The 17574-nt window shown below is 71.4% G+C and carries 20 protein-coding genes; 16 read left to right on the forward strand and 4 right to left on the reverse strand.

Going from position 1 to position 17574, the window contains the following annotated elements; genetic code table 11:
• The first annotated feature begins 5 nt into the window (after nucleotides 1-5).
• The 8 genes from EDC02_RS37050 (at nucleotide 6) to EDC02_RS37085 (ending at nucleotide 7565) form a co-directional block, all read left to right on the forward strand.
• Nucleotides 6-572, forward strand: a complete 567-nt coding sequence (locus EDC02_RS37050) for a flavin reductase family protein (protein WP_123606738.1) — start codon at nucleotides 6-8, stop codon at nucleotides 570-572.
• Between the two features lie 100 nt (nucleotides 573-672).
• Complete coding sequence (locus EDC02_RS37055; RefSeq protein WP_123606739.1) at nucleotides 673-1650, forward strand: NAD-dependent epimerase/dehydratase family protein; 978 nt, start codon at nucleotides 673-675, stop codon at nucleotides 1648-1650.
• A gap of 64 nt (nucleotides 1651-1714) precedes the next feature.
• Nucleotides 1715-2905, forward strand: coding sequence for an LCP family protein (locus EDC02_RS37060; protein WP_123606740.1), 1191 nt, complete (start codon nucleotides 1715-1717; stop codon nucleotides 2903-2905).
• A 174-nt stretch (nucleotides 2906-3079) separates the two neighbouring features.
• Entirely contained in the window at nucleotides 3080-4300 is a 1221-nt protein-coding gene (locus tag EDC02_RS37065; RefSeq protein WP_123606741.1) for an LCP family protein, read from the forward strand.
• Between the two features lie 10 nt (nucleotides 4301-4310).
• Nucleotides 4311-4646, forward strand: a complete 336-nt coding sequence (locus EDC02_RS37070) for a rhodanese-like domain-containing protein (RefSeq protein WP_123606742.1) — start codon at nucleotides 4311-4313, stop codon at nucleotides 4644-4646.
• Nucleotides 4647-4711: 65 nt separating this feature from the next.
• Nucleotides 4712-6172, forward strand: coding sequence for a PAS domain-containing sensor histidine kinase (locus EDC02_RS37075; RefSeq protein ID WP_123606743.1), 1461 nt, complete (start codon nucleotides 4712-4714; stop codon nucleotides 6170-6172).
• 11 nt (nucleotides 6173-6183) lie between these two features.
• Nucleotides 6184-6609: an ATP-binding protein gene (locus EDC02_RS37080; RefSeq protein WP_123606744.1), complete on the forward strand. Its 426-nt coding sequence runs from the start codon at nucleotides 6184-6186 to the stop codon at nucleotides 6607-6609.
• A 74-nt stretch (nucleotides 6610-6683) separates the two neighbouring features.
• Nucleotides 6684-7565, forward strand: a complete 882-nt coding sequence (locus EDC02_RS37085; RefSeq protein ID WP_123606745.1) for a DUF5926 family protein — start codon at nucleotides 6684-6686, stop codon at nucleotides 7563-7565.
• A gap of 12 nt (nucleotides 7566-7577) precedes the next feature.
• Here the strand turns inward: EDC02_RS37085 and EDC02_RS37090 are convergent, their stop codons facing one another.
• Nucleotides 7578-8789, reverse strand: a complete 1212-nt coding sequence (locus EDC02_RS37090) for an arginine deiminase (RefSeq protein WP_123606746.1) — start codon at nucleotides 8787-8789, stop codon at nucleotides 7578-7580.
• Between the two features lie 166 nt (nucleotides 8790-8955).
• Here EDC02_RS37090 and EDC02_RS37095 point away from each other — a divergent pair, with 166 nt between their 5' ends.
• The 5 genes from EDC02_RS37095 to pheA all read left to right on the forward strand — a co-directional run bounded on the left by EDC02_RS37095 (nucleotide 8956) and on the right by pheA (nucleotide 12398).
• Nucleotides 8956-9708 carry a hypothetical protein gene (locus EDC02_RS37095; RefSeq protein WP_123607450.1) on the forward strand — a complete coding sequence of 251 codons (753 nt, stop codon included), beginning with the start codon at nucleotides 8956-8958 and terminating at the stop codon, nucleotides 9706-9708.
• A gap of 180 nt (nucleotides 9709-9888) precedes the next feature.
• Complete coding sequence (locus EDC02_RS37100) at nucleotides 9889-10371, forward strand: hypothetical protein (protein WP_123606747.1); 483 nt, start codon at nucleotides 9889-9891, stop codon at nucleotides 10369-10371.
• Nucleotides 10372-10410: 39 nt separating this feature from the next.
• Entirely contained in the window at nucleotides 10411-10809 is a 399-nt protein-coding gene (locus EDC02_RS37105) for an ACT domain-containing protein (RefSeq protein WP_123606748.1), read from the forward strand.
• A 4-nt stretch (nucleotides 10810-10813) separates the two neighbouring features.
• Nucleotides 10814-11431: a hypothetical protein gene (locus EDC02_RS37110; RefSeq protein ID WP_233606630.1), complete on the forward strand. Its 618-nt coding sequence runs from the start codon at nucleotides 10814-10816 to the stop codon at nucleotides 11429-11431.
• Between the two features lie 10 nt (nucleotides 11432-11441).
• Nucleotides 11442-12398 carry a prephenate dehydratase gene (pheA, locus tag EDC02_RS37115; protein WP_123606749.1) on the forward strand — a complete coding sequence of 319 codons (957 nt, stop codon included), beginning with the start codon at nucleotides 11442-11444 and terminating at the stop codon, nucleotides 12396-12398.
• A gap of 51 nt (nucleotides 12399-12449) precedes the next feature.
• Here the strand turns inward: pheA and EDC02_RS37120 are convergent, their stop codons facing one another.
• From EDC02_RS37120 to EDC02_RS37130, 3 genes are all read right to left on the reverse strand, one after another.
• Nucleotides 12450-13142 (reverse strand): AIM24 family protein, encoded by a 693-nt coding sequence (locus tag EDC02_RS37120; protein WP_123606750.1) that lies wholly within the window; start codon nucleotides 13140-13142, stop codon nucleotides 12450-12452.
• A gap of 83 nt (nucleotides 13143-13225) precedes the next feature.
• Entirely contained in the window at nucleotides 13226-13579 is a 354-nt protein-coding gene (locus EDC02_RS37125) for a metallopeptidase family protein (RefSeq protein ID WP_123606751.1), read from the reverse strand.
• A gap of 175 nt (nucleotides 13580-13754) precedes the next feature.
• Nucleotides 13755-14186, reverse strand: coding sequence for an OsmC family protein (locus EDC02_RS37130; protein ID WP_123606752.1), 432 nt, complete (start codon nucleotides 14184-14186; stop codon nucleotides 13755-13757).
• Nucleotides 14187-14260: 74 nt separating this feature from the next.
• Between EDC02_RS37130 and EDC02_RS37135 the strand changes: the two genes are divergently transcribed.
• The 3 genes from EDC02_RS37135 to EDC02_RS37145 all read left to right on the forward strand — a co-directional run bounded on the left by EDC02_RS37135 (nucleotide 14261) and on the right by EDC02_RS37145 (nucleotide 17478).
• Entirely contained in the window at nucleotides 14261-15241 is a 981-nt protein-coding gene (locus tag EDC02_RS37135) for a hypothetical protein (protein ID WP_123606753.1), read from the forward strand.
• A 72-nt stretch (nucleotides 15242-15313) separates the two neighbouring features.
• A complete protein-coding gene (gene serS, locus EDC02_RS37140; RefSeq protein ID WP_123606754.1) occupies nucleotides 15314-16579 on the forward strand; it encodes a serine--tRNA ligase in 1266 nt (421 codons plus the stop codon).
• Complete coding sequence (locus tag EDC02_RS37145; protein WP_199758126.1) at nucleotides 16576-17478, forward strand: esterase family protein; 903 nt, start codon at nucleotides 16576-16578, stop codon at nucleotides 17476-17478. The genes serS and EDC02_RS37145 overlap by 4 nt, the downstream gene beginning before the upstream one ends.
• The last annotated feature ends 96 nt before the right edge of the window (nucleotides 17479-17574 follow it).

Here is a 17574-nt window from a genome sequence, read left to right on the forward strand (position 1 = left end):
TCACAATGTTTCACGTGAATCATCCCGAGCCAGGCGCCGAGATCCACTACCGCGACCCGTTCGCCACGGCGGGTGCGGACCGTTCGCCCGCGCGGCGGCTACGTGGCCGGCTGGCCGCGCCGGTGACACTCTGGACGGCCGGTGGCGGGTCGGCTCCGCTCGCCGGATTGACCGTGTCGTCGACCGTGCTGGCCGACGGTGACCCGCCGCGGCTGCTCGGGCTGCTCGACGAGGAGTCGCAGCTGTGGGAGGTGCTCCGTGAGTCGGGCAGGTTCGCGATGGTTCCGCTGGGCCCGGCGCATCGACAGCTCGCGGACCGGTTCGCCGGGCTGATGCCGGCACCGGGCGGACCGTTCAACGGAGCGGACTGGCAGAGCACCGAGTACGGCCCGGTCCTCGCGGAGGCGAGCGGGTGGGCGGGCTGCCGGCTCGACGACGCCCGACCGTACGGGTGGGCGATGCTGGTGGAGGCGACCGTCGAGACGGTCACGATCAGCGACGCCGGCGACGCCGGGCCGCTGATCCACTACCGCGGCCGGTACCGGGAACTCGGCGAGCCGCGCGGCCGGTAACGCGGTCCGGGCACGTCCGCAGCGGCCGGTAGCGCGCCACCCGGGCCGACCTGGGTGGCAACCGCAGCCCAGCCGGCGCACTACCACTAGGCTCGGGGGCATGCTGCCTGTTCCCCGATTCGGCGACGGCCATCGAGTGCTGGTCACCGGAGGTGCCGGTTTCGTCGGAAGCCACCTCGTCGACCGGCTGGTCGCGCGTGGTTGTGCGGTGGTGGCGGTGGACAACTTCGTCACCGGCTCCAAGGAGAACGTCGCCCACCTCACCGACGAAACCCGGTTCACCCTCGTCGAGGCGGACATCTCCGACGGGTTGCCGGATCATCACCCGGCGGTGCGTCAGCGGTTCGACGCGATCATGCACCTCGCCTCGCCAGCCAGCCCGACGGACTTCGCCAGCCTGCCGATCGAGATCCTCCGGGTCGGCTCCCTCGCCACGTTGCACCTGCTGGACCGGGCGGTCGCCGACCGGGCCCGGTTCATCATGGCGTCGACCTCCGAGGCGTACGGCGACCCGTTGGTGCACCCGCAACCGGAGACCTACTGGGGCAACGTCAACCCGATCGGGGTGCGCAGCGTCTACGACGAGGCCAAGCGGTTCGCCGAATCGGCGACGATGGCGTACCACCGGTACCGCGGACTGGACGCCGGCATCGTGCGGATCTTCAACACGTACGGGCCCCGGATGCGGCCGGACGACGGCCGGGCCATCCCCACCTTCATCAGCCAGGCGCTGCGCGGCGAGCCGATCACCGTGCACGGCACCGGCACGCAGACCAGGTCGATCTGCTACGTGGCGGACCTGGTGACCGGGATCGTCGCGCTGCTCGACTCCACCGAGAGCGGGCCGATCAACTGCGGCACCGAGCATGAGCTGACCATGCGGGAGCTGGCCGAGCAGATCGTCCAACTGGTGGGCAGCTCGTCGACGATCAACCTGGTCGCCCGTTCCTCGGACGACCCGGAGATGCGCCGTCCGGATCTGACCCTGGCCCGCACCCGGCTCGGCTACCAGCCGACGGTGGATCCGCAGGACGGGCTGCGCCGCACCATCGCCTACTTCCGCCAGCGACTCGGCTGATCGGCGGCGTCGGCCCGGCAGTCGAGTCGGCGGCGGGCGAGCGCCCGGTACGTACGCTGGAGGCATGTCAGCCAGCAACCAACACGGTGACCGGTCAGCCAGCAGCCGCCACGGTGGCCGGGCCGTCCCCGGCGTCCCCGGCCGGACGACCGGTCCGGCCGGCCCCGCGTACGGGTCCTCGGCCGGCCGGGCGCAGGTGCCGGTCGGCGGTCGTGCCGGCAACCAGTACGGTGGCCCGCCGCGCCGGCCGCGGCCCCGCTGGGGGCGCATCGCCCTGGTCGGCGGGGTGGCGTTGGTGGTGCTGGCCCTGCTCGCCAGCGGCGGGCTCTGGGCGTACGCCCGTGGGCTGGACCAGGACCTGGGGCGGACCGATCCGTTCTCGCGGATCACCCAGGGGCGGCCGCCGGCTGCGGTGGACGGCGCGCTGAACATCCTGCTGATCGGCACCGACTCACGGGATCCGGACGCCCCGGTCGACCAGGCCGGCAAGTGGCGGGCGGACACGATCATCGTGATGCACATCCCGTCGTCACACGACCGCGCCTATCTGGTGTCGATCCCGCGTGACCTGTACGTGCCGATCCCGTCGGACGCCGCCGCGGCCTGCGAGACCGGCGAGCGGGCCAAGATCAACGCCGCGTTCGCCTGGGGCGGCTTGCCGCTGGCGGTACGGACCGTGGAGTGCTTCACCGACGTGCGGATCAATCATGTGATGTCGATCGACTTCGCCGGTTTCGTCGAGGTCACCGACGCGCTCGGCGGGGTCGACCTGACCGTCGAGCAGGACACGACGTCGATCCACAAGCCGTACCGTCAGTTCAGCGAGGGCGTCAATCACATGAACGGCGCCGAGGCGCTGGACTGGATTCGCCAACGCAAACAGTTTCCGGACGGTGACTTTGCGCGTATGCGTCACCAGCAGGAGTTCCTGCGCGCGCTGATGGACAAGGCTGTGAGTTCCGGCACACTGTCGAACCCGGTCAAACTGAATGCGTTTCTCAAGGCGACGACCCAGGCGGTGACGGTCGACCAGGGCTTCTCCCTGGTCGACATGGCGCTGCAGTTCCGCAAGCTACGGGGGGAGAACCTGCAGTTCCTGACCAGCCCGCACAACGGCAGCGAGACGATCAACGGCGAATCGGTGGTCGTCTCCGACCGGGAGAAGGCATTGTCGATGTACCAGGCGATGGCGGCCGACCAGATGACCGCCTGGGTGCAGGCCAATGTCACGCCAAGCCCGGGTGCCAGCGACTGACGGCCCGGGGTCGGTGACTGAGTGGACATCGGTCGGTGACTGAGTGGACATCGTTGGTCGTCAGCCGGTGACGGGCCAATCCGACACAAATTTGAAACCCGAGCAGGGTCGATAAATCGACCAAGTTTCCGTACAGTGGGCTCGCCCTATTGTCTACGCCCCCCAGGAGCAGGCATGCCGGTTCAGACCCGTCGACGTTCGACGTCGACCGAGTCGGGGAACCCGCTGGCCGCCCGTGGCTCGGCCGGGCGGCGGTCGAGTGGCCGGTCGGGTCCGGGCGGTGGCCGCAGTGGCTCCGGCCGGCGGCCCCGCCGCAAGGACCCGATCTGGGCCCGCACCATGGTCGTGCTGGGCGCACTGCTGATGATGCTCAGCGGCACCACGATCGTCGGCAGCAAATGGCTGATCGCCCAGGCGACCAGCGGGATCGAGCAGTCGAACCTGCTCGGCGTCGCCGGCAAGACCGACGCCGAGGGCGGTGACAGCCTCGAAGGTCCGATCGACATGTTGCTGCTCGGCATCGACCACCGGGGCAGTTGGGCCGAGTCGGACACCCGGGCCGACACGATCATCATCCTGCACATCCCCGCCACCCACGACCAGGCGTACCTGATCTCCGTCCCCCGGGACACCGAGGTCGAGATCCCGCCGTTCGAGCAGAGCGGGTGGCCGGGCGGGGTCGGCAAGGCGACCGAGGCGTTCTTCCACGGCGCGCAGAACGGTGCCGGGCACGCCGGTGGAGCCCGGCTGATGGCGGAGACGATCAAGAACCTCACCGGGGTCAGCTTCGACGGCGCCGCGATCATCAACTTCAGCGGCTTCAAGTCGGTCATCGACAGCCTCGGCAGCGTCCGGCTCTGCGTCGACGAGGACACCCCGTCGATCCACATGACCCTGGTCGACGGCCAGCCGATGTGGAACTCCGACGCTGCCAAGGTCAGCGGGGAGAAGCAGCAGGTCGTGCACAAGAAGGGCTGCCGCGAAATGCAGGGCTGGGAGGCGCTGGACTTCTCCCGGCAGCGCTACGGGCTGGACAACGGCGACTACGACCGGCAGAAGAACCAGCAGAAGCTGATCAAGGCCATGGCCAAGAAGGCGATGGCCAACGGGGTGATGACCAACCCGCTCAAGCTCAACGAGCTGATCGAGGCGGCTGGCAAGGCGTTCGTGCTGGACACCGGCAAAGCGGCGCTGCCGGACTTCGTCTTCACCCTGCGTGGGGTGGCCGCCAACGACCTGGTCATGCTGCGGACCAACGGCGGCAGCTTCAACGGCAACGACGCCGGCCGGGAGAACATCGATCCACTCAGCCAGGAGATGTTCCAGGCGGTCAAGAACGACAATCTCGCTGAGTTCATCCTCGCCAACCCGTCGGTGCTGGCCGGCCAGGAATAGGCTGTTCGGCATGCATGGACCACCGATCCCCACCGTCGATGTCCCCGACGTCTCCGCCGACGCGTACCTGCTCGACGTGCGCGAGCCCGAGGAATGGGCGGCCGGGCACGCGCCGGGCGCCCACCACCTGCCGATGATGGAGATCCCGCACCGGATGGCCGACGTCCCGCAGGAGGGCGACGTGGTGGTGGTGTGCCGGTCCGGCGGCCGGTCCGGGCAGGTCGTCGCCTACCTCAACCAGCACGGCTGGGACAACGTCCGCAACCTCACCGGCGGCATGCAGGACTGGGCGGCGCACTCCCGGCCGATGGTGAGCGAGTCCGGCGAACCACCCCGGGTCCTCTGACCGGCGGCCCGACGCCAGCGGGCCCGGCACTGCCGAAATCCGCCGGCACCGGGCAGACTCGAAGCATGCCGGAACGCCCCGACTATCCGAGTCTGATCGCTGGACACACCGTCGTCCTCGACATGATCAACAGCGGTGAGTCGGGGCTGCCGATCCTGCACCACCTGCTGCGACTCGCGCAGCGTGCGCTCGGCGCCGCCGGGACCTCGTTCGCCGAGTACGGGCCACGCAGGGGACGGATCATCGCCGCCACCGGCGCCGCCGAGTGGTCGGTCGGCCGACCCGTCGACCTCGACGACCCCGCCACCGCCCGGCTGCTCACCGGACCGCGGACCGTCGAGTTCCCGTCGACGGCGCTCGCCGCCGCGCAGGCCGACCAGATCGCCGGCCGTGGCCTGTACCGGATGCTGACCGCACGCGCCGAGATCGGTGGGGTGCTGATCGGCAGCCTGCACGCCTACTACCCGGATCCGGACCGCAGCGCCAGCCCTGACCATCACACGTTGATCGCCTACCTGGCGTCCTGCATCGCCCACATGTACGGCGACCAGACCGGGCTGCCGGTGCACGGCGACGGGCCAGTGGTCGCCGCGCTCGCCGACGGACTGGCCATCGTCGATGACGAGTCCTGCGTACGGCTGTGGAACCCGGCGGCCGAGCGACTCACCGGCAGCACCGCGCAGGACCGGCTGCACCGACCGATCCCGTTCCCGGTGCCGCCCCCCGGCCAGGTCGTGGACCATCAGCTGCCGGACGGCCGGTGGCTGCGGATCACCTCCGGGGAGCTGCCGGGCTTCGTCGCCTCCCGGGTGGTCACCTTCCGGGACATCACCGACCAGCACCACCGCGATCACGACGTCGACCTGTTCATCGCGGTCACCAGCCACGAGCTGCGCACCCCGGTCACCGTGATCAAAGGGTACGCGGAGACCCTCAGCGACCACTGGGAATCGTTGACCGACCGGGACCGACGGGAGGCCGCCCGGGTGCTCGGGCAGCGGGCTACCGAACTGGCCCGGCTGGTCGACCGGCTGCTCTCCGCCGCCAACGACTCGGGACCGGCGGTCGGCGCGCCGTCCGCCCCGTTCGATCTGGTCGAGACGCTGCGGGCCGCAGTCGAGGATCTGCCCGCCGGACTGCGCCAGCGGCTCACCGTCGAGCTACCCGACGACCTGCCGAAAGCGGTCGGTGACCGGGCGAGCCTGACCACCGTACTCACCGAACTGGCCACCAACGCCGACAAGTACTCGTCATCGGGCAGCCCGATCGAGGTCACCGCCATCGCCGACGAACGCTCGGTGGCCTTGCGGATTAGTGATCGCGGCATCGGGGTACGTCCGGAACACGTGGAACGAGCGTTCGATCGGTTCTGGCAGGGCGAATCGGGCGACCAGCGCCGTTACCCCGGCGCCGGACTCGGCCTCTACCTGGTCCGACAGATCGTCGAGCGCCAGCACGGTTGGGTGTCCCTGCGGCCCCGTGACGGCGGAGGTACGGTCGCCGAGGTGCGGCTGCCCCGCAGCTGAGAGGAGGCGGCGTGACCTCGGTACTGGCGGGACGGGTGTGGAGCGTGCTGGTACCGCACCATGCCAGCGGCGCCCGGTTCGCCCGTCACCAGCTCGCCAGGACGTTGGCCGACCGGATTCGCCCCGACTTCCTGTCCGACGTGATGATGGTCGTGGCCGAACTGGTCGGCAACGCCGTACGGCACGCCCGGCCGCTGCCGGACGGAATGATCCGGGTGACCTGGCAACTGGCCCCGCGCCGGCACAGCGGCACGGTACTGCTGCGGGTGACCGACGGCGGTTCCGCGGACGTGCCGCAGGTTCGGACCGCCCCGTCAGACGCGCTCAACGGCCGCGGCCTGGGCATCGTCGCCGCCCTGGCCCGCCGGTGGGGGGTGGAACCCGCCGGTTCCGGCCGCTGCGTCTGGGCCGAGATCGGCGAGCCGGATCCGGGCTGAGCCGGGACGGGACGCCGGCCCCGGGTCCGGGCGGCTCCCTCGGCGGCGGGCCGGTTCCTCTAGGCTGTCTGGCCGTGGGCAAGCGCCGAAAGCAGGACCGGGCCGCCAGCGGCGGCAAGCGGGAGAAGATCCGCGACGTATTCGTGCCCCGGCCGTTCGCCGGGCTGGCCGACGAGCCGGACTGGGTCGCGCTGCGCGAACTCGTCCCGGCGGCCACCGCGCCGCTGATCCTCGAACCCGAGCTGGCCGGCAAGTACGCCGACCGGACGGTGACGCTGGCCACCGTACTGCCGATGGCGGCCCCGGCCGTCGTCCGAGCCGACGGCCAGATCATGGTCGGGCTTCAGCGGCACGCCCAGTCCGGGGACGTCTCCCGCGACCTGGCGGCGGCGTTGCTGGCCGCGCTGGAGACCGAGCCGGGCGACACGGTGTCGGTGCCGCCGCTGCCCGGCCCCGGCCCCCGGCTGCAGGACGTGCTCGCCGACGGGGCGCTGACGGTCCAGGTGCACGACAGCTTCGCGTTCTGGGTGGAGCCCGAAGCCGCCGCCAACCCGGCGGTGCAGGCCTCCCTGGAGCGGGCCGACGCGTCCATCTACCCGACCACCCGGATGGCGGCGGCGCCCGCCGCTTACTGGTGCCGGGTGGGGGAGCGGGCGCACGTGCGCTGGGTGCTGCCCGGTGACGAGGACCGGACGCTGGACACGCTGGCCCGGCTGAGCGCCGCCGGTGACCTGCCGATGGGTCCGCAGACCCGGTTCGCCGGGATGTTCCGGGCCCACGGGCTGCTGGTGCCGGTGTGGGACCTGCCGTCCGGGCCGGAGGCCGCCGAATGGGAGCAGCCGTTGGCTGAGTTCGCCGAGCGGCTCGCGGCGGCGGCCAGCGTCACCGATCCGCTCGACGCCGCCGCGCGCCGGTCCCGGCAGGGCCTGCTGGGCCGGCAGCTCACGCTGCGCTGACCCGGCGGCCGGTCAGTCGGGCCGGAGTGGATCCCGGACCAGCGGTGCCGACATGCACCGTGGGCCGCCCCGGCCGGACCCGAGCTCGGCGCCGGGGATCGTCACCACCTCGATCCCGGCCCGGCGCAGCTGCGCGTTGGTCGCCGTGTTCCGCTCGTACGCCACACACACCCCCGGGGCCAGCGCCAGGGTGTTGTTTCCGTCGTCCCACTGCTCCCGTTCCGCGGTGACCGGGTCCAGCCCGGTGCCGACCAGCCGGAGCCGGTCGACGTCCATCGCGTCGGCGGCGGCCCGCAGGAACGGCGCGGGTCCGGCGACCTGCAGGTCGCCCGAGGCGGTCCGGATCACCGTGTACGCGGCGAGCTCCTCGGCCATCGGCGGGTACATCAGCACCGCGTCCACGTCGACGAGGGTGCAGATGGTGTCCAGGTGCATGGTCGCCCGCCGCTGGGTGATCGGCACCACCAGGACGGTGTGGGCCAGCCCGTCGCCGAGCACCCGCCGGGCCAGCCGCTCGACCCCGGCGGGTGTGGTCCGTTCGCCGACGCCGACGGCCAGCACGCCAGGGGCGAGCAGCAGCACGTCGCCGCCTTCGACGTGTTCCTGGTCCGGCCGGTGGATCAGCTCGGTCCCGGCGAACCGGGGGTGGTGCCGGTAGATCAGGTCGGTGAGCCGGCCCTCCCGGCGGCGGGCGCGCATCGCCAGGCTGGTCACCGCCACCCGGTCGCGGATCCAGACCGATGAATCGCGAGTGAACAGCAGGTTGGGCAGCGGGTCGATGATGAAGTCGTGCTCGCGCAGCAGGGCGTACACCAGCCCGGCCGGCCGGTCGTCGCGGCGGGGCAGTTCGCCACGGGCCAGGCCGGCGACGAGTACCCGGGCCAGCCCGGCCGGGTCGAGGTAGGCGAGCTGCTCGGCGACCCGGTCGCGCAGGGTCTCGCCCAGCCGGCGGCCGGCCAGTACGGCCGACACGGCCTCGGCGCGGGCCGGGGTGGCGGCGAGCGTCTCGGCGAGCAGTTGTTCGAGGTAGAGCACCTCGACGCCGCGTTCGCGCAGCACGGCGGCGAACGCGTCGTGCTCGGCCTGGGCGCCGGCGACCCAGGGGATCGCGTCGAAGAGCAGGGCGCCGCTGTTGCGGGGGGTCAGCCGGGCCAGTTCATTGCCCGGACGGTGCAGCATGACCACCCGGAGGTGGCCTACCTCACTGTCGACGTAGTGCGTCACACTCGCAGCCTATGGCAGTCGTTTGGCACCATCTGTTGAAAGAGTCGTGGGGTGAATAGGGCATTCATCCCTACTCACTCCGGCCTGGCGTCTTGCTTCAGTACCGGTGTCGCCACGTACGGTAGTTGGTAGTCCATCGTCCAGGGGACCTTTGCCGGAGGTCGTGATGACTGTCTTCCATGAGCGCCGCGTGCTGCCCGCCCAGCGGGCGCTGCCCCGCCGAGCGGATGAACGGGCCATGGAGGAGTCCCCACCTGGCACGCTGGAGGCAATCCGGCCGTCGCCGATGGAGTGGGCCCGACGCCGTCGGGCCGAGCGCGGCGCGAAGCGGATCGAGGCGGCCGGCGCCCGCGCGCTGAACCGCCTGGACCAGCTCGGCCCGGCCTGGCACGTGGTGAACTGGCCGCGTACCGACAGCCCGGACCGGGTGCTCGGGCTGGAGACCGCCGGCCGCGACGAACGTGCCGGGTTCCTGGCCATCGGGCCCAGCGGGCTCTTCGCGGTCACCGTCGTCGACCACGGCCGCAGCCGGGTGCTGGTCGCCGGTGACGTGGTGCAGATCAACGGCAGGCGACCGACGTACGTCGCCGAGGCCCGCCGGGACGCCAAGCGGGCGAGCAAGGCGATGTCCGCCGCGGTCGGGCACACCATCCCGGTCGCCCCGGTGCTCACCTTCGTCGGTTCCGGGGTGATCAGCGTGTACGGGCTGCCCAAGGAGTGCATGGTCACCACCCATCGGGAGCTGGACCGGCTGCTCATCGCCGGGGGCACCCGGATCAGTTCGGCCACCGCCGAGAAGCTGTACCAGGTGGCCCGGCATCCGGAGACCTGGCTGACCGCTCCGTTCCGCTCGGCGACCGACTACCGGTGGTACGGGGCCGGCCGTTCGGCCGCTGACAAGCCGACCAGCCGGCGGTAGCCTTCGGGGCGAAGGCGCTGACGACCTCACTACGGCGTACGTCCCACTGCCGACCTGCTTGTGACGACTGCACCCGGTTACCCCGGTCCGTCCGATCCGGAGCCTGCTTGGCACCAGTCGACGGACCCGGCAGAGACCGGATAGCGTTGCTGTTGTCCGGTTGAGTCAGGGGAGGCGCGGGTGGCGCACGTCGAGCTCTCGATCTCGGAACCGCTGGTCCCCCAGGCCCGCGAGCCGATCGAGCCGATGCGCGTGGACAACTTCCAGCTGTGGGTGGCCACCGCCGCTACCGCACTGGAGCCGTGTCTCGTCCTACGCCAGGATCTGACCGTCGCCGCGATCTCCCGGTCCTGCTGCGACCTGCTGGGCCTCGGCGAACCCGGCCAGGTCGAAGGCCGGCCGCTGCTGGCCGGCCTGCGGCTGGTGGACTTCACCGCGCAACGTGGCGAGCTCGACGAGACCGAGATCGACAAGATCCCGCCGCTGCTCGCGCTCAGCTCCGGGCGGCTCGCCCGTGGCCTGCTGCGAGTCGACAGCGACGCGGCCACCGCGCAGGGCGACGGCACCGTGGACGCGATCGCCACCCCGGTGTGGATCGGCAAGAAGGTGACCGGGTCGCTGACCTTCTTCGCCCCGATCACCACCGCGTACTCGGCCGGATGACCGGCCCGCCGGTCGACGCCGCTGCCGTACGCTGCCCTCATGCTCGACCTGGACCTGCTGCCAGCGGAGTACGCCGTCTGCCGCCTACCGGCCGGGTCTTCGCTGCCGGCCGAGTTCCTGGCCGGCCCTACCGCCGGGGTCGTCTCGGTGACCTGGACCGAGGACGAGGTGTCGGTGATCTGCCGCACCGACCGGGTGCCGCCCGGCGCCAAGGTCGAGACGCCGTGGCGCTGCCTGCGGGTGGTCGGCCCGCTGGACCTCGCGCTGACCGGGGTCCTCGCCTCGCTCGCCGGCCCGCTGGCCGAAGCCCGGGTCAACATCGTGGCGTTCTCGACCTTCGACACGGACTACCTGCTGGTGCCGACGGTCCGGCTGTCCGAAGCTCTGGCCACGCTGACCGGCAGCGGCCACCGGGTCGCCGGCGCAGCCGTACCATGAGCGGGTGCTGTCCGCACGTCAACGGTCCCGGGCCGGCAGCCGGCGCCCCGGCTGGCGCAGCCGGCGCGCCGGCTGCGGACTGCTGCTGATCAGCGCGGCACTGGTCGGCGTATCGATGGTCGCCGGTTGCGGTCGGCCGCCCGGGGTCGGCGCACCGACGGCGGACGCCGCGCCCGCACCCATCGGCACGCCGCCGTCGACCGCAGCGCCGTCGGCCGAACCGTCCGGTACCTCCACGCCGACGCCGGTCAAACCGCCGTCGGCCACCCCGAGCAGTTCCGCGTCGGCCGACGGCTTCCCGGTGGCCGTCGCCGTCGACTGCGCCGGGCGGCCCTCCGCCGCCCAGGTGGTGGCGCTGCTGCGCCGCACCGACGGGCTGCTACCGGCCGGCGCCCAGGTCAGTGTGCCGGTGGCACCCCGCTGCGCCGGCAGTTGGCAGTACACCGTGGTGCAGATTCCGTCCCGGGAGCCGTTGCAGGTGGTCACTGAAGGGTCGCCGACCTCGTTTACGCTGGTCACCGCCGGTACGGACGTCTGCGTCATCCCGGTCCGGGTCGGCGCGCCGGCCGGGATCCGTACCCTGGCCTGCGAGTCGGTGCCGATCCCGCCCAGCACTCCGTAAGCTGGCCGGCATGTCCGTCCCCGCGCCGACCCGATTCGCCTTCCTCGGCCCCGAAGGAACCTTCGCCGAGCAGGCCCTGCTGACCATCCCGGCGGCCCGGCAGGGCGAGCGGGTAGCGGCCCGCAGCGTGCCGGAGGCGCTCGACGCGGTCCGGGCCGGCAACGTCGACGCGGCCCTGGTGCCGCTGGAGAACTCGGTCGGCGGAGCAGTCGGCGTCACCTTCGACGAGTTGACCAACGGCCAGCCGCTCGTGATCACCCAGGAGGTGGTGCTACCGGTCGACTTCGTGCTGGCCGCACCCGCCGGCACGACGCTGGAGCAGGTCCGCACCGTCGCCGCCCACCCGCAGGCGTCCACCCAGTGCCGGGCCTGGCTGCGGCAGCAGGTGCCGAACGCCGCCGTGGTCGACGTACTGTCCAACGGCGCGGCGGCCGTCGGTGCGGCGGCCGGTGAATACGACGCGGCGATCTGCGCGCCGATCGGCGCCAGCGGCCACCGACTGACCGTGCTGGCCGACAAGATCGCCGACCATCCCGACGCGGTGACCCGGTTCGTCCTGGTCCGGCGTCCCGGACCGCCGCCGATCCCGACCGGCGACGACATCACCACCCTGGCCGTCTACATCGCCCACGACCGGGTCGGTGCCCTACTCGCGGTGCTGATGGAGCTGGCCGTCAGGGAGGTCAACCTCACCCGGATCGAGTCCCGGCCGACCGGGGAGGCGCTCGGCCGGTACGCATTCTTCCTGGACTGCTCCGGGCATGTCGCCGACGACCGGCTCGGCGACGCGCTACGCGGGCTCCGCCGGGTCTGCGCCGACGTACGGTTCCTCGGCTCCTACCCGCGGCACGACTGGCCGCCGGCCGCCGGCGGCCGCACCACGGGTGGGCCGGCCGGCCGGCACGACGACGAGTACGCGCAGGCAGCCGCCTGGCTGGCCCGGATCCGCGCCGGCCAGCTGGACTGACCCGCCCAGATTGAGCCCGCCGGACCGAGCCGCCCCGACCGGGCGGTCGGGTTACTGGGGCATCTGGCCGGCACCGCGCACCGGCGGCTCCTCGGACGGCTGGACGATCACGAAGCCCTGGCCGGCGAAGCTCATCGTGAACGCCTCCCCGGTGCGCCGGCCCAGCAGCGTACCGATGCCCAGCTGCTCGGCCCGGTGGTAGCCGGTCTGTAGGCTGGCCGACCAGCAGACGGCGGCCTGCGGGTCGACGTAGGTCGGCTGGTCGACGGAGAGCACGACCGGGGTGCCCTTGGTGGTGATGGCGAGCCGGCCCTGCCCGGTGAAGACACAGTTGAACAGTCCAGCGGAGGAGGCGAAGCCCATCCCCTGGACCATCCGGATGTCGTACTGCAGCGTGGAGTCGAAGGCCAGCACGCTGGAGCCGTTGATGGACAGCGCGTCGCCCGGCTCCAGGTCGATCAGGTGCACGTCGGCGGCCTCGTTGGCGAGAAACACGTCACCCTGGCCGGTCAGCTTCATCAGCGGTACGCCTTCGCCGGTGAGCTTCTGCTTGATGAAGTTGCCGAGACCGCCCGAGCCGAGCGCCTGGAACTGCACGTGGCCCTGGTAGGCGACCATCGAACCGGTCCGGGCCATCGCCTCGCCGTTGAGCTCGATCTTCAGCAGTTTGGAGTTCTGCAGCCGCAGCCCGGGCTGGGCGGACTCCTTCTCCAGATGATCGGCGGAGAACAGGGCACTGCGCATGGGTTCCTCCTGGTCAGGTTGATCGACCGAAGGGTAGGTAACCCGCGCAACCGCACGTCATCGCCCGGCCGGACCATCCTTGGTCAACCCCAGCCCAGGTCGTGTAGCCGTTCGTCGTCGATGCCGAAATGATGGGCGATCTCGTGCACCACGGTGATCGCGATCTCATCGACCACGTCGGCCTCGGTCGCGCAGATCCGCAGGATCGGGTGCCGGAAGATGAGAATCCGGTCCGGCAGTACGCCGGCGTAGTCCCAGCCCCGACTGGTGAGCGCGTGTCCCTCGTACAGACCGAGCAGCTCCGGCTCGCCCGGCGGGGTGTCGTCCTCGACCAGGATCACCACGTTGCTCATCAGTCGCAGCAGCTCCGCCGGGACCTCGTCCAGCGCCTCCCCGACCAACTCCTCGAAGCGCTCGCGGCTCATCTCGACCGGCATCGGTCCATTCTGCCGTACCACCGGCTCCCCGAGGCGTTCCCGGGCCTGCCCCGATACCGGACCCCGGGCTTGTCCAGGTATCGATCCCGGGCTTGTCCAGGTATCGGCGAACGTGAAACCGGTCGACGGTGCCGGACAAGCCCAAGATCGTCAGGATGGCGTCGTGGGCGGGCGGTCAGACGGAGAGGCTGGCGTTCAGGGTGATCTCGGCACCCGGCGACAGCAGGCGGGAGATCGGGCAGTTCGCCTTCGCCGCCTCGGCCAGCTTCTGGAAGGTCTCCGGGTCGACGCCGGGCACCTCGCCCACCGTCTCCAGGTCGATCCGGGTGACGGTCATCCCGGCGTCCGTCTTGTCCAGGTGCACACTTGCGGTGGTCTGCACCGACGTCGGGGTGAACCCGGCGTCCGCCAGACCCTTCGAGAACGCCATCGAGAAGCAGCCGGCGTGGGCGGCGCCGATCAGCTCCTCCGGGTTGGTGCCCTCGCCCTCCTCGAAGCGGGACCGGAACGAGTAGTTCCCCTCGTACCCGCCCTTCCCGGTGCGGATAGTGCCAGAACCCTCGGTCAGATTGCCCTGCCAGCGGGCAGATGCGGTACGGATAGGCATGGGCATGACGCTAGCTCACCTCGATGCCCGACGCGACGATGCCCGTGCAAGGTCACCGAGGAGGCTCGGACCCGATGCCCGACGACGACAGCCGCCGCAGCGCGGAATCCGCCCTGCCCCGCCCGCCGGCCGACCAGCCGGCGGTGATCGAGCTCGGCGGCGACGCCGTCCCGCCGGCCGACGGCCCGGGTCCTGGCTCTGGGTCCGGGCCCAGCGTTGGCCCCGGGACCGGCCGGTGGACCGCCGTCGCTGAGCGGCTGTCCGGCGCGACCGCCGCGACCGTCGACCGGGCCCGTGCCGCTGCCGGGACCCGGTTCGGCTCGACCGGCCGCGGCAACCTGCCCAGCCTGGTGCTCGCCGCCGTCGGGGTGCTCGCGGCTGCCGGTTCGCTCGGCGGCGAGTGGCTGACCTTCGAGATCCCCGGGGTCGACCTCGGAACCGGCAGTCCCTATACCGCCGCCGTGCGGCTCGCCGACCTCGGAGCTTTCGGCACCGGGTACCTGCTCGGTCTGCTGGCGTTGCTGGTCTGTGCGGCCCTGACGCTGTTCGGCTCCCACCGCAACCGCCCCGACACGCGGATCGCCGGCCTGACCATCGGTGCCGGGCTGGTCGCCCTGCTGGTCACGGTGATGCTGAACAGCGACGACCTGATCCGGTCGTCGCTGCAGGTTCCCACCGAGATGGAGGTGCTGGTCAGCGGTGGTACGGCGGTGACCGCCGGCCTGGTCGGGGTCGGCGCACTGCTGCTGGCGCTGTACCTGGCCGGGCGGACCGCAGCCGGCCGTGGTGGCATGACTGGAGGTGGTGGCGGCATCGCTGGAGGTGGTGCGGACCTCGACGGCGGCGCCGAAACCGGTCGCGGGCCGGACGGGAACGGGCGAACCGCGACCGGCGACCCGGCGGGTCCGGCACCCGCCCCGACCGACCTTCCGTGGCGTCGGCCAGCCGACGACGGCCCGGAGCCGGGCGGGGGCGCACCCGCCGATCTGACGGTCGGGCCGACCGCCCCGTTCGTGCGGCCGGACAACCCGCCGCACCAGACGCACCGTTGGTGAGGACGCCCCGCTGGTGAGCCGGCCGAAAACCTGCGCGCGGGCCGATGCGGTGGCCCGGTATCGTTGACTTCCGTGATCGATCTCCGACTGCTCCGTGACGACCCGGACCTCTTCCGTGCCAGCCAGCGTGCCCGCGGCGAGTCCGAGTCCCGGGTGGACGATCTGATCGCCGCTGACGAGGCCCGCCGCGCGGCGGTGCAGGCCTTCGAGGCGCTGCGCGCCGAGCAGAAGCAGCTCGGCAAGCAACTGCCCCGGGCCGAGCCGGCCGAAAAGGCCGAGCTGCTCGCCCGTACCAAGAAGTTGTCGGCGCAGGTGAAGGCGGCCGAGACCGCCGCCACCGAGGCCGAGCAGGCGCTACGCCGGGCGCAGTTGGCCTTCCCCAACCTGATCGAGACCGGGGCGCCGGCCGGCGGCGAGGAGGATTACGTCGTCCTGCGGGAGGTCGGTGAGCGCCCCGACATCGACGCACCGCGCGACCACCTGGCGCTCGGCGAGGCGCTCGGTGCGATCGACGTCGAACGCGGCGCGAAGGTCTCCGGCAGCCGGTTCTACTACCTGACCGGGGTCGGCGCGTTGCTGCAGCTCGGCCTGCTGCAGCTGGCCATCGCCCAGGCCGTCGAGTACGGACTCACCCCGACGATCACCCCGGTGCTGGTCAAGCCGGAGTCGATGGAGGGCACCGGCTTTCTCGGCGAGCACGCCAGCGAGATCTACCGGCTGGAGGCCGACGACCTCTACCTGGTCGGCACCAGCGAGGTGCCGCTGGCGGCGTACCACTCGAACGAGATCCTGACCCTCGACGGCCCGGTGCGATACGCCGGGTGGTCGTCGTGCTTCCGGCGCGAAGCCGGGTCGTACGGCCGGGACGTGCGCGGCATCCTGCGGGTGCACCAGTTCGACAAGGTGGAGATGTTCTCCTTCTGCCCGCCGGAGCAGGCCCACGACGAGCACCTGCGGCTGCTCGCCTGGGAGGAGGAGATGCTGGCCAAAATCGAGATCCCGTACCGGGTGATCGACGTCGCCGCCGGTGACCTCGGCACCAGCGCGGCCCGCAAGTACGACTGCGAGGCGTGGGTGCCGTCGCAGGGCCGCTACCGCGAGGTCACCTCGACGTCGAACTGCACCACCTTCCAGGCCCGCCGGCTGAACATCCGCTACCGCGACGCCGACGGCCGCACCCAGCCGGTGGCCACTCTCAACGGCACCCTGGCGACGACCCGGTGGCTGATCCCGATCCTGGAGAACCACCAGCAGCCGGACGGTTCGGTACGGGTGCCGAAGGCACTGCAGCCGTACCTCGGCGGCCGCGACGTCCTCGAACCCCTGGCCACCGCCTGAGCACTGTGCAGGTGCCGTTCCGGCCGTGGCCGGTCGACCAGTCCGACGTCGGGTACCTGCACGGCCCCGACTCTCTACGCCTACCTGGTATCCCGGTCGGCCGGACCATCGAGTTCGACTGGGCGGACAGCGCCGTCTACCCGGGTACGGCGCGGAAGTTCTGGGTACACCTGCCGGCGCGGTACGACCCGTCGCGCCCGGCTGCCCTGCTGGTGTTCCAGGACGGCTGGTGGAACCTGGACCCGGCCGGCGAGGTCCGTGGCGGCATCGTCCTGGACAACCTGATTCACAACGGCGATATCCCACCCACGATCGGTGTCTTCGTCGACCCCGGTGCACTACTCAACGATGTTTCAGGGCAATACGTCGGCGATGCTGCCGTTGACGGTGCTGGTACTGGCGGCGGTGGACGCAGGCAGCGCAACGTCGAGTACGACGCATTCGACGACCGCTACGCCACCTTCCTGTTGACCGAGATCATCCCGCAGGTGACGGAGCGCTTTTCGATCACCGATGACCCGGAGCAGTGGGGGATCTGCGGCGGCAGCAGCGGCGGCAACTGCGCCTTCACCGTTGCCTGGCTGCGCCCGGACAGGTTCCGCCGGGTGCTCTGCTTTCTGTCCAGCTTTGTCCAGATGCCGGGCGGCAACCCTTATCCGCAGCTCATCAAGGACACCCCACGCAAGCCGTTGCGGATCTTCCTGCAGGCCGGGCACCGGGACCTGAACTGGAACGGACCGGAGGACAACTGGTTCGCCAGCAACCTGCGGGTCGCGGCCGCCCTGGCGGAAGCGGGGTACGACTTCCGGCTGGTGCTCGGCGACGGCGGGCACAGTCCGAACCACAGCGGCGTGCTGCTGCCGGATGCCCTGCGCTGGCTCTGGCGGGTCGATCCATGATCAGGTGAGGCTGACGCACCTTATTCTCGCGTTTGACGTGCGTCAGCCTCACCTCGACCGTCACCAGGCCGAGTTCCGGCGCGCGCATGTGGGCAC

Source organism: Micromonospora sp. Llam0 (assembly GCF_003751085.1).
Lineage (GTDB): Bacteria > Actinomycetota > Actinomycetes > Mycobacteriales > Micromonosporaceae > Micromonospora_E.

Coding starts and splice junctions, on each gene's coding strand:
- EDC02_RS37050 (WP_123606738.1), top strand. CDS start 6: ATGTTTCACGTGAATCATCCCGAGCCAGGCGCCGAGATCCACTACCGC.
- EDC02_RS37055 (WP_123606739.1), top strand. CDS start 673: ATGCTGCCTGTTCCCCGATTCGGCGACGGCCATCGAGTGCTGGTCACC.
- EDC02_RS37060 (WP_123606740.1), top strand. CDS start 1,715: ATGTCAGCCAGCAACCAACACGGTGACCGGTCAGCCAGCAGCCGCCAC.
- EDC02_RS37065 (WP_123606741.1), top strand. CDS start 3,080: ATGCCGGTTCAGACCCGTCGACGTTCGACGTCGACCGAGTCGGGGAAC.
- EDC02_RS37070 (WP_123606742.1), top strand. CDS start 4,311: ATGCATGGACCACCGATCCCCACCGTCGATGTCCCCGACGTCTCCGCC.
- EDC02_RS37075 (WP_123606743.1), top strand. CDS start 4,712: ATGCCGGAACGCCCCGACTATCCGAGTCTGATCGCTGGACACACCGTC.
- EDC02_RS37095 (WP_123607450.1), top strand. CDS start 8,956: ATGACTGTCTTCCATGAGCGCCGCGTGCTGCCCGCCCAGCGGGCGCTG.
- EDC02_RS37105 (WP_123606748.1), top strand. CDS start 10,411: ATGCTCGACCTGGACCTGCTGCCAGCGGAGTACGCCGTCTGCCGCCTA.
- pheA (WP_123606749.1), top strand. CDS start 11,442: ATGTCCGTCCCCGCGCCGACCCGATTCGCCTTCCTCGGCCCCGAAGGA.
- EDC02_RS37120 (WP_123606750.1), bottom strand. CDS start 13,142: ATGCGCAGTGCCCTGTTCTCCGCCGATCATCTGGAGAAGGAGTCCGCC.
- EDC02_RS37125 (WP_123606751.1), bottom strand. CDS start 13,579: ATGCCGGTCGAGATGAGCCGCGAGCGCTTCGAGGAGTTGGTCGGGGAG.
- EDC02_RS37130 (WP_123606752.1), bottom strand. CDS start 14,186: ATGCCTATCCGTACCGCATCTGCCCGCTGGCAGGGCAATCTGACCGAG.
- EDC02_RS37135 (WP_123606753.1), top strand. CDS start 14,261: ATGCCCGACGACGACAGCCGCCGCAGCGCGGAATCCGCCCTGCCCCGC.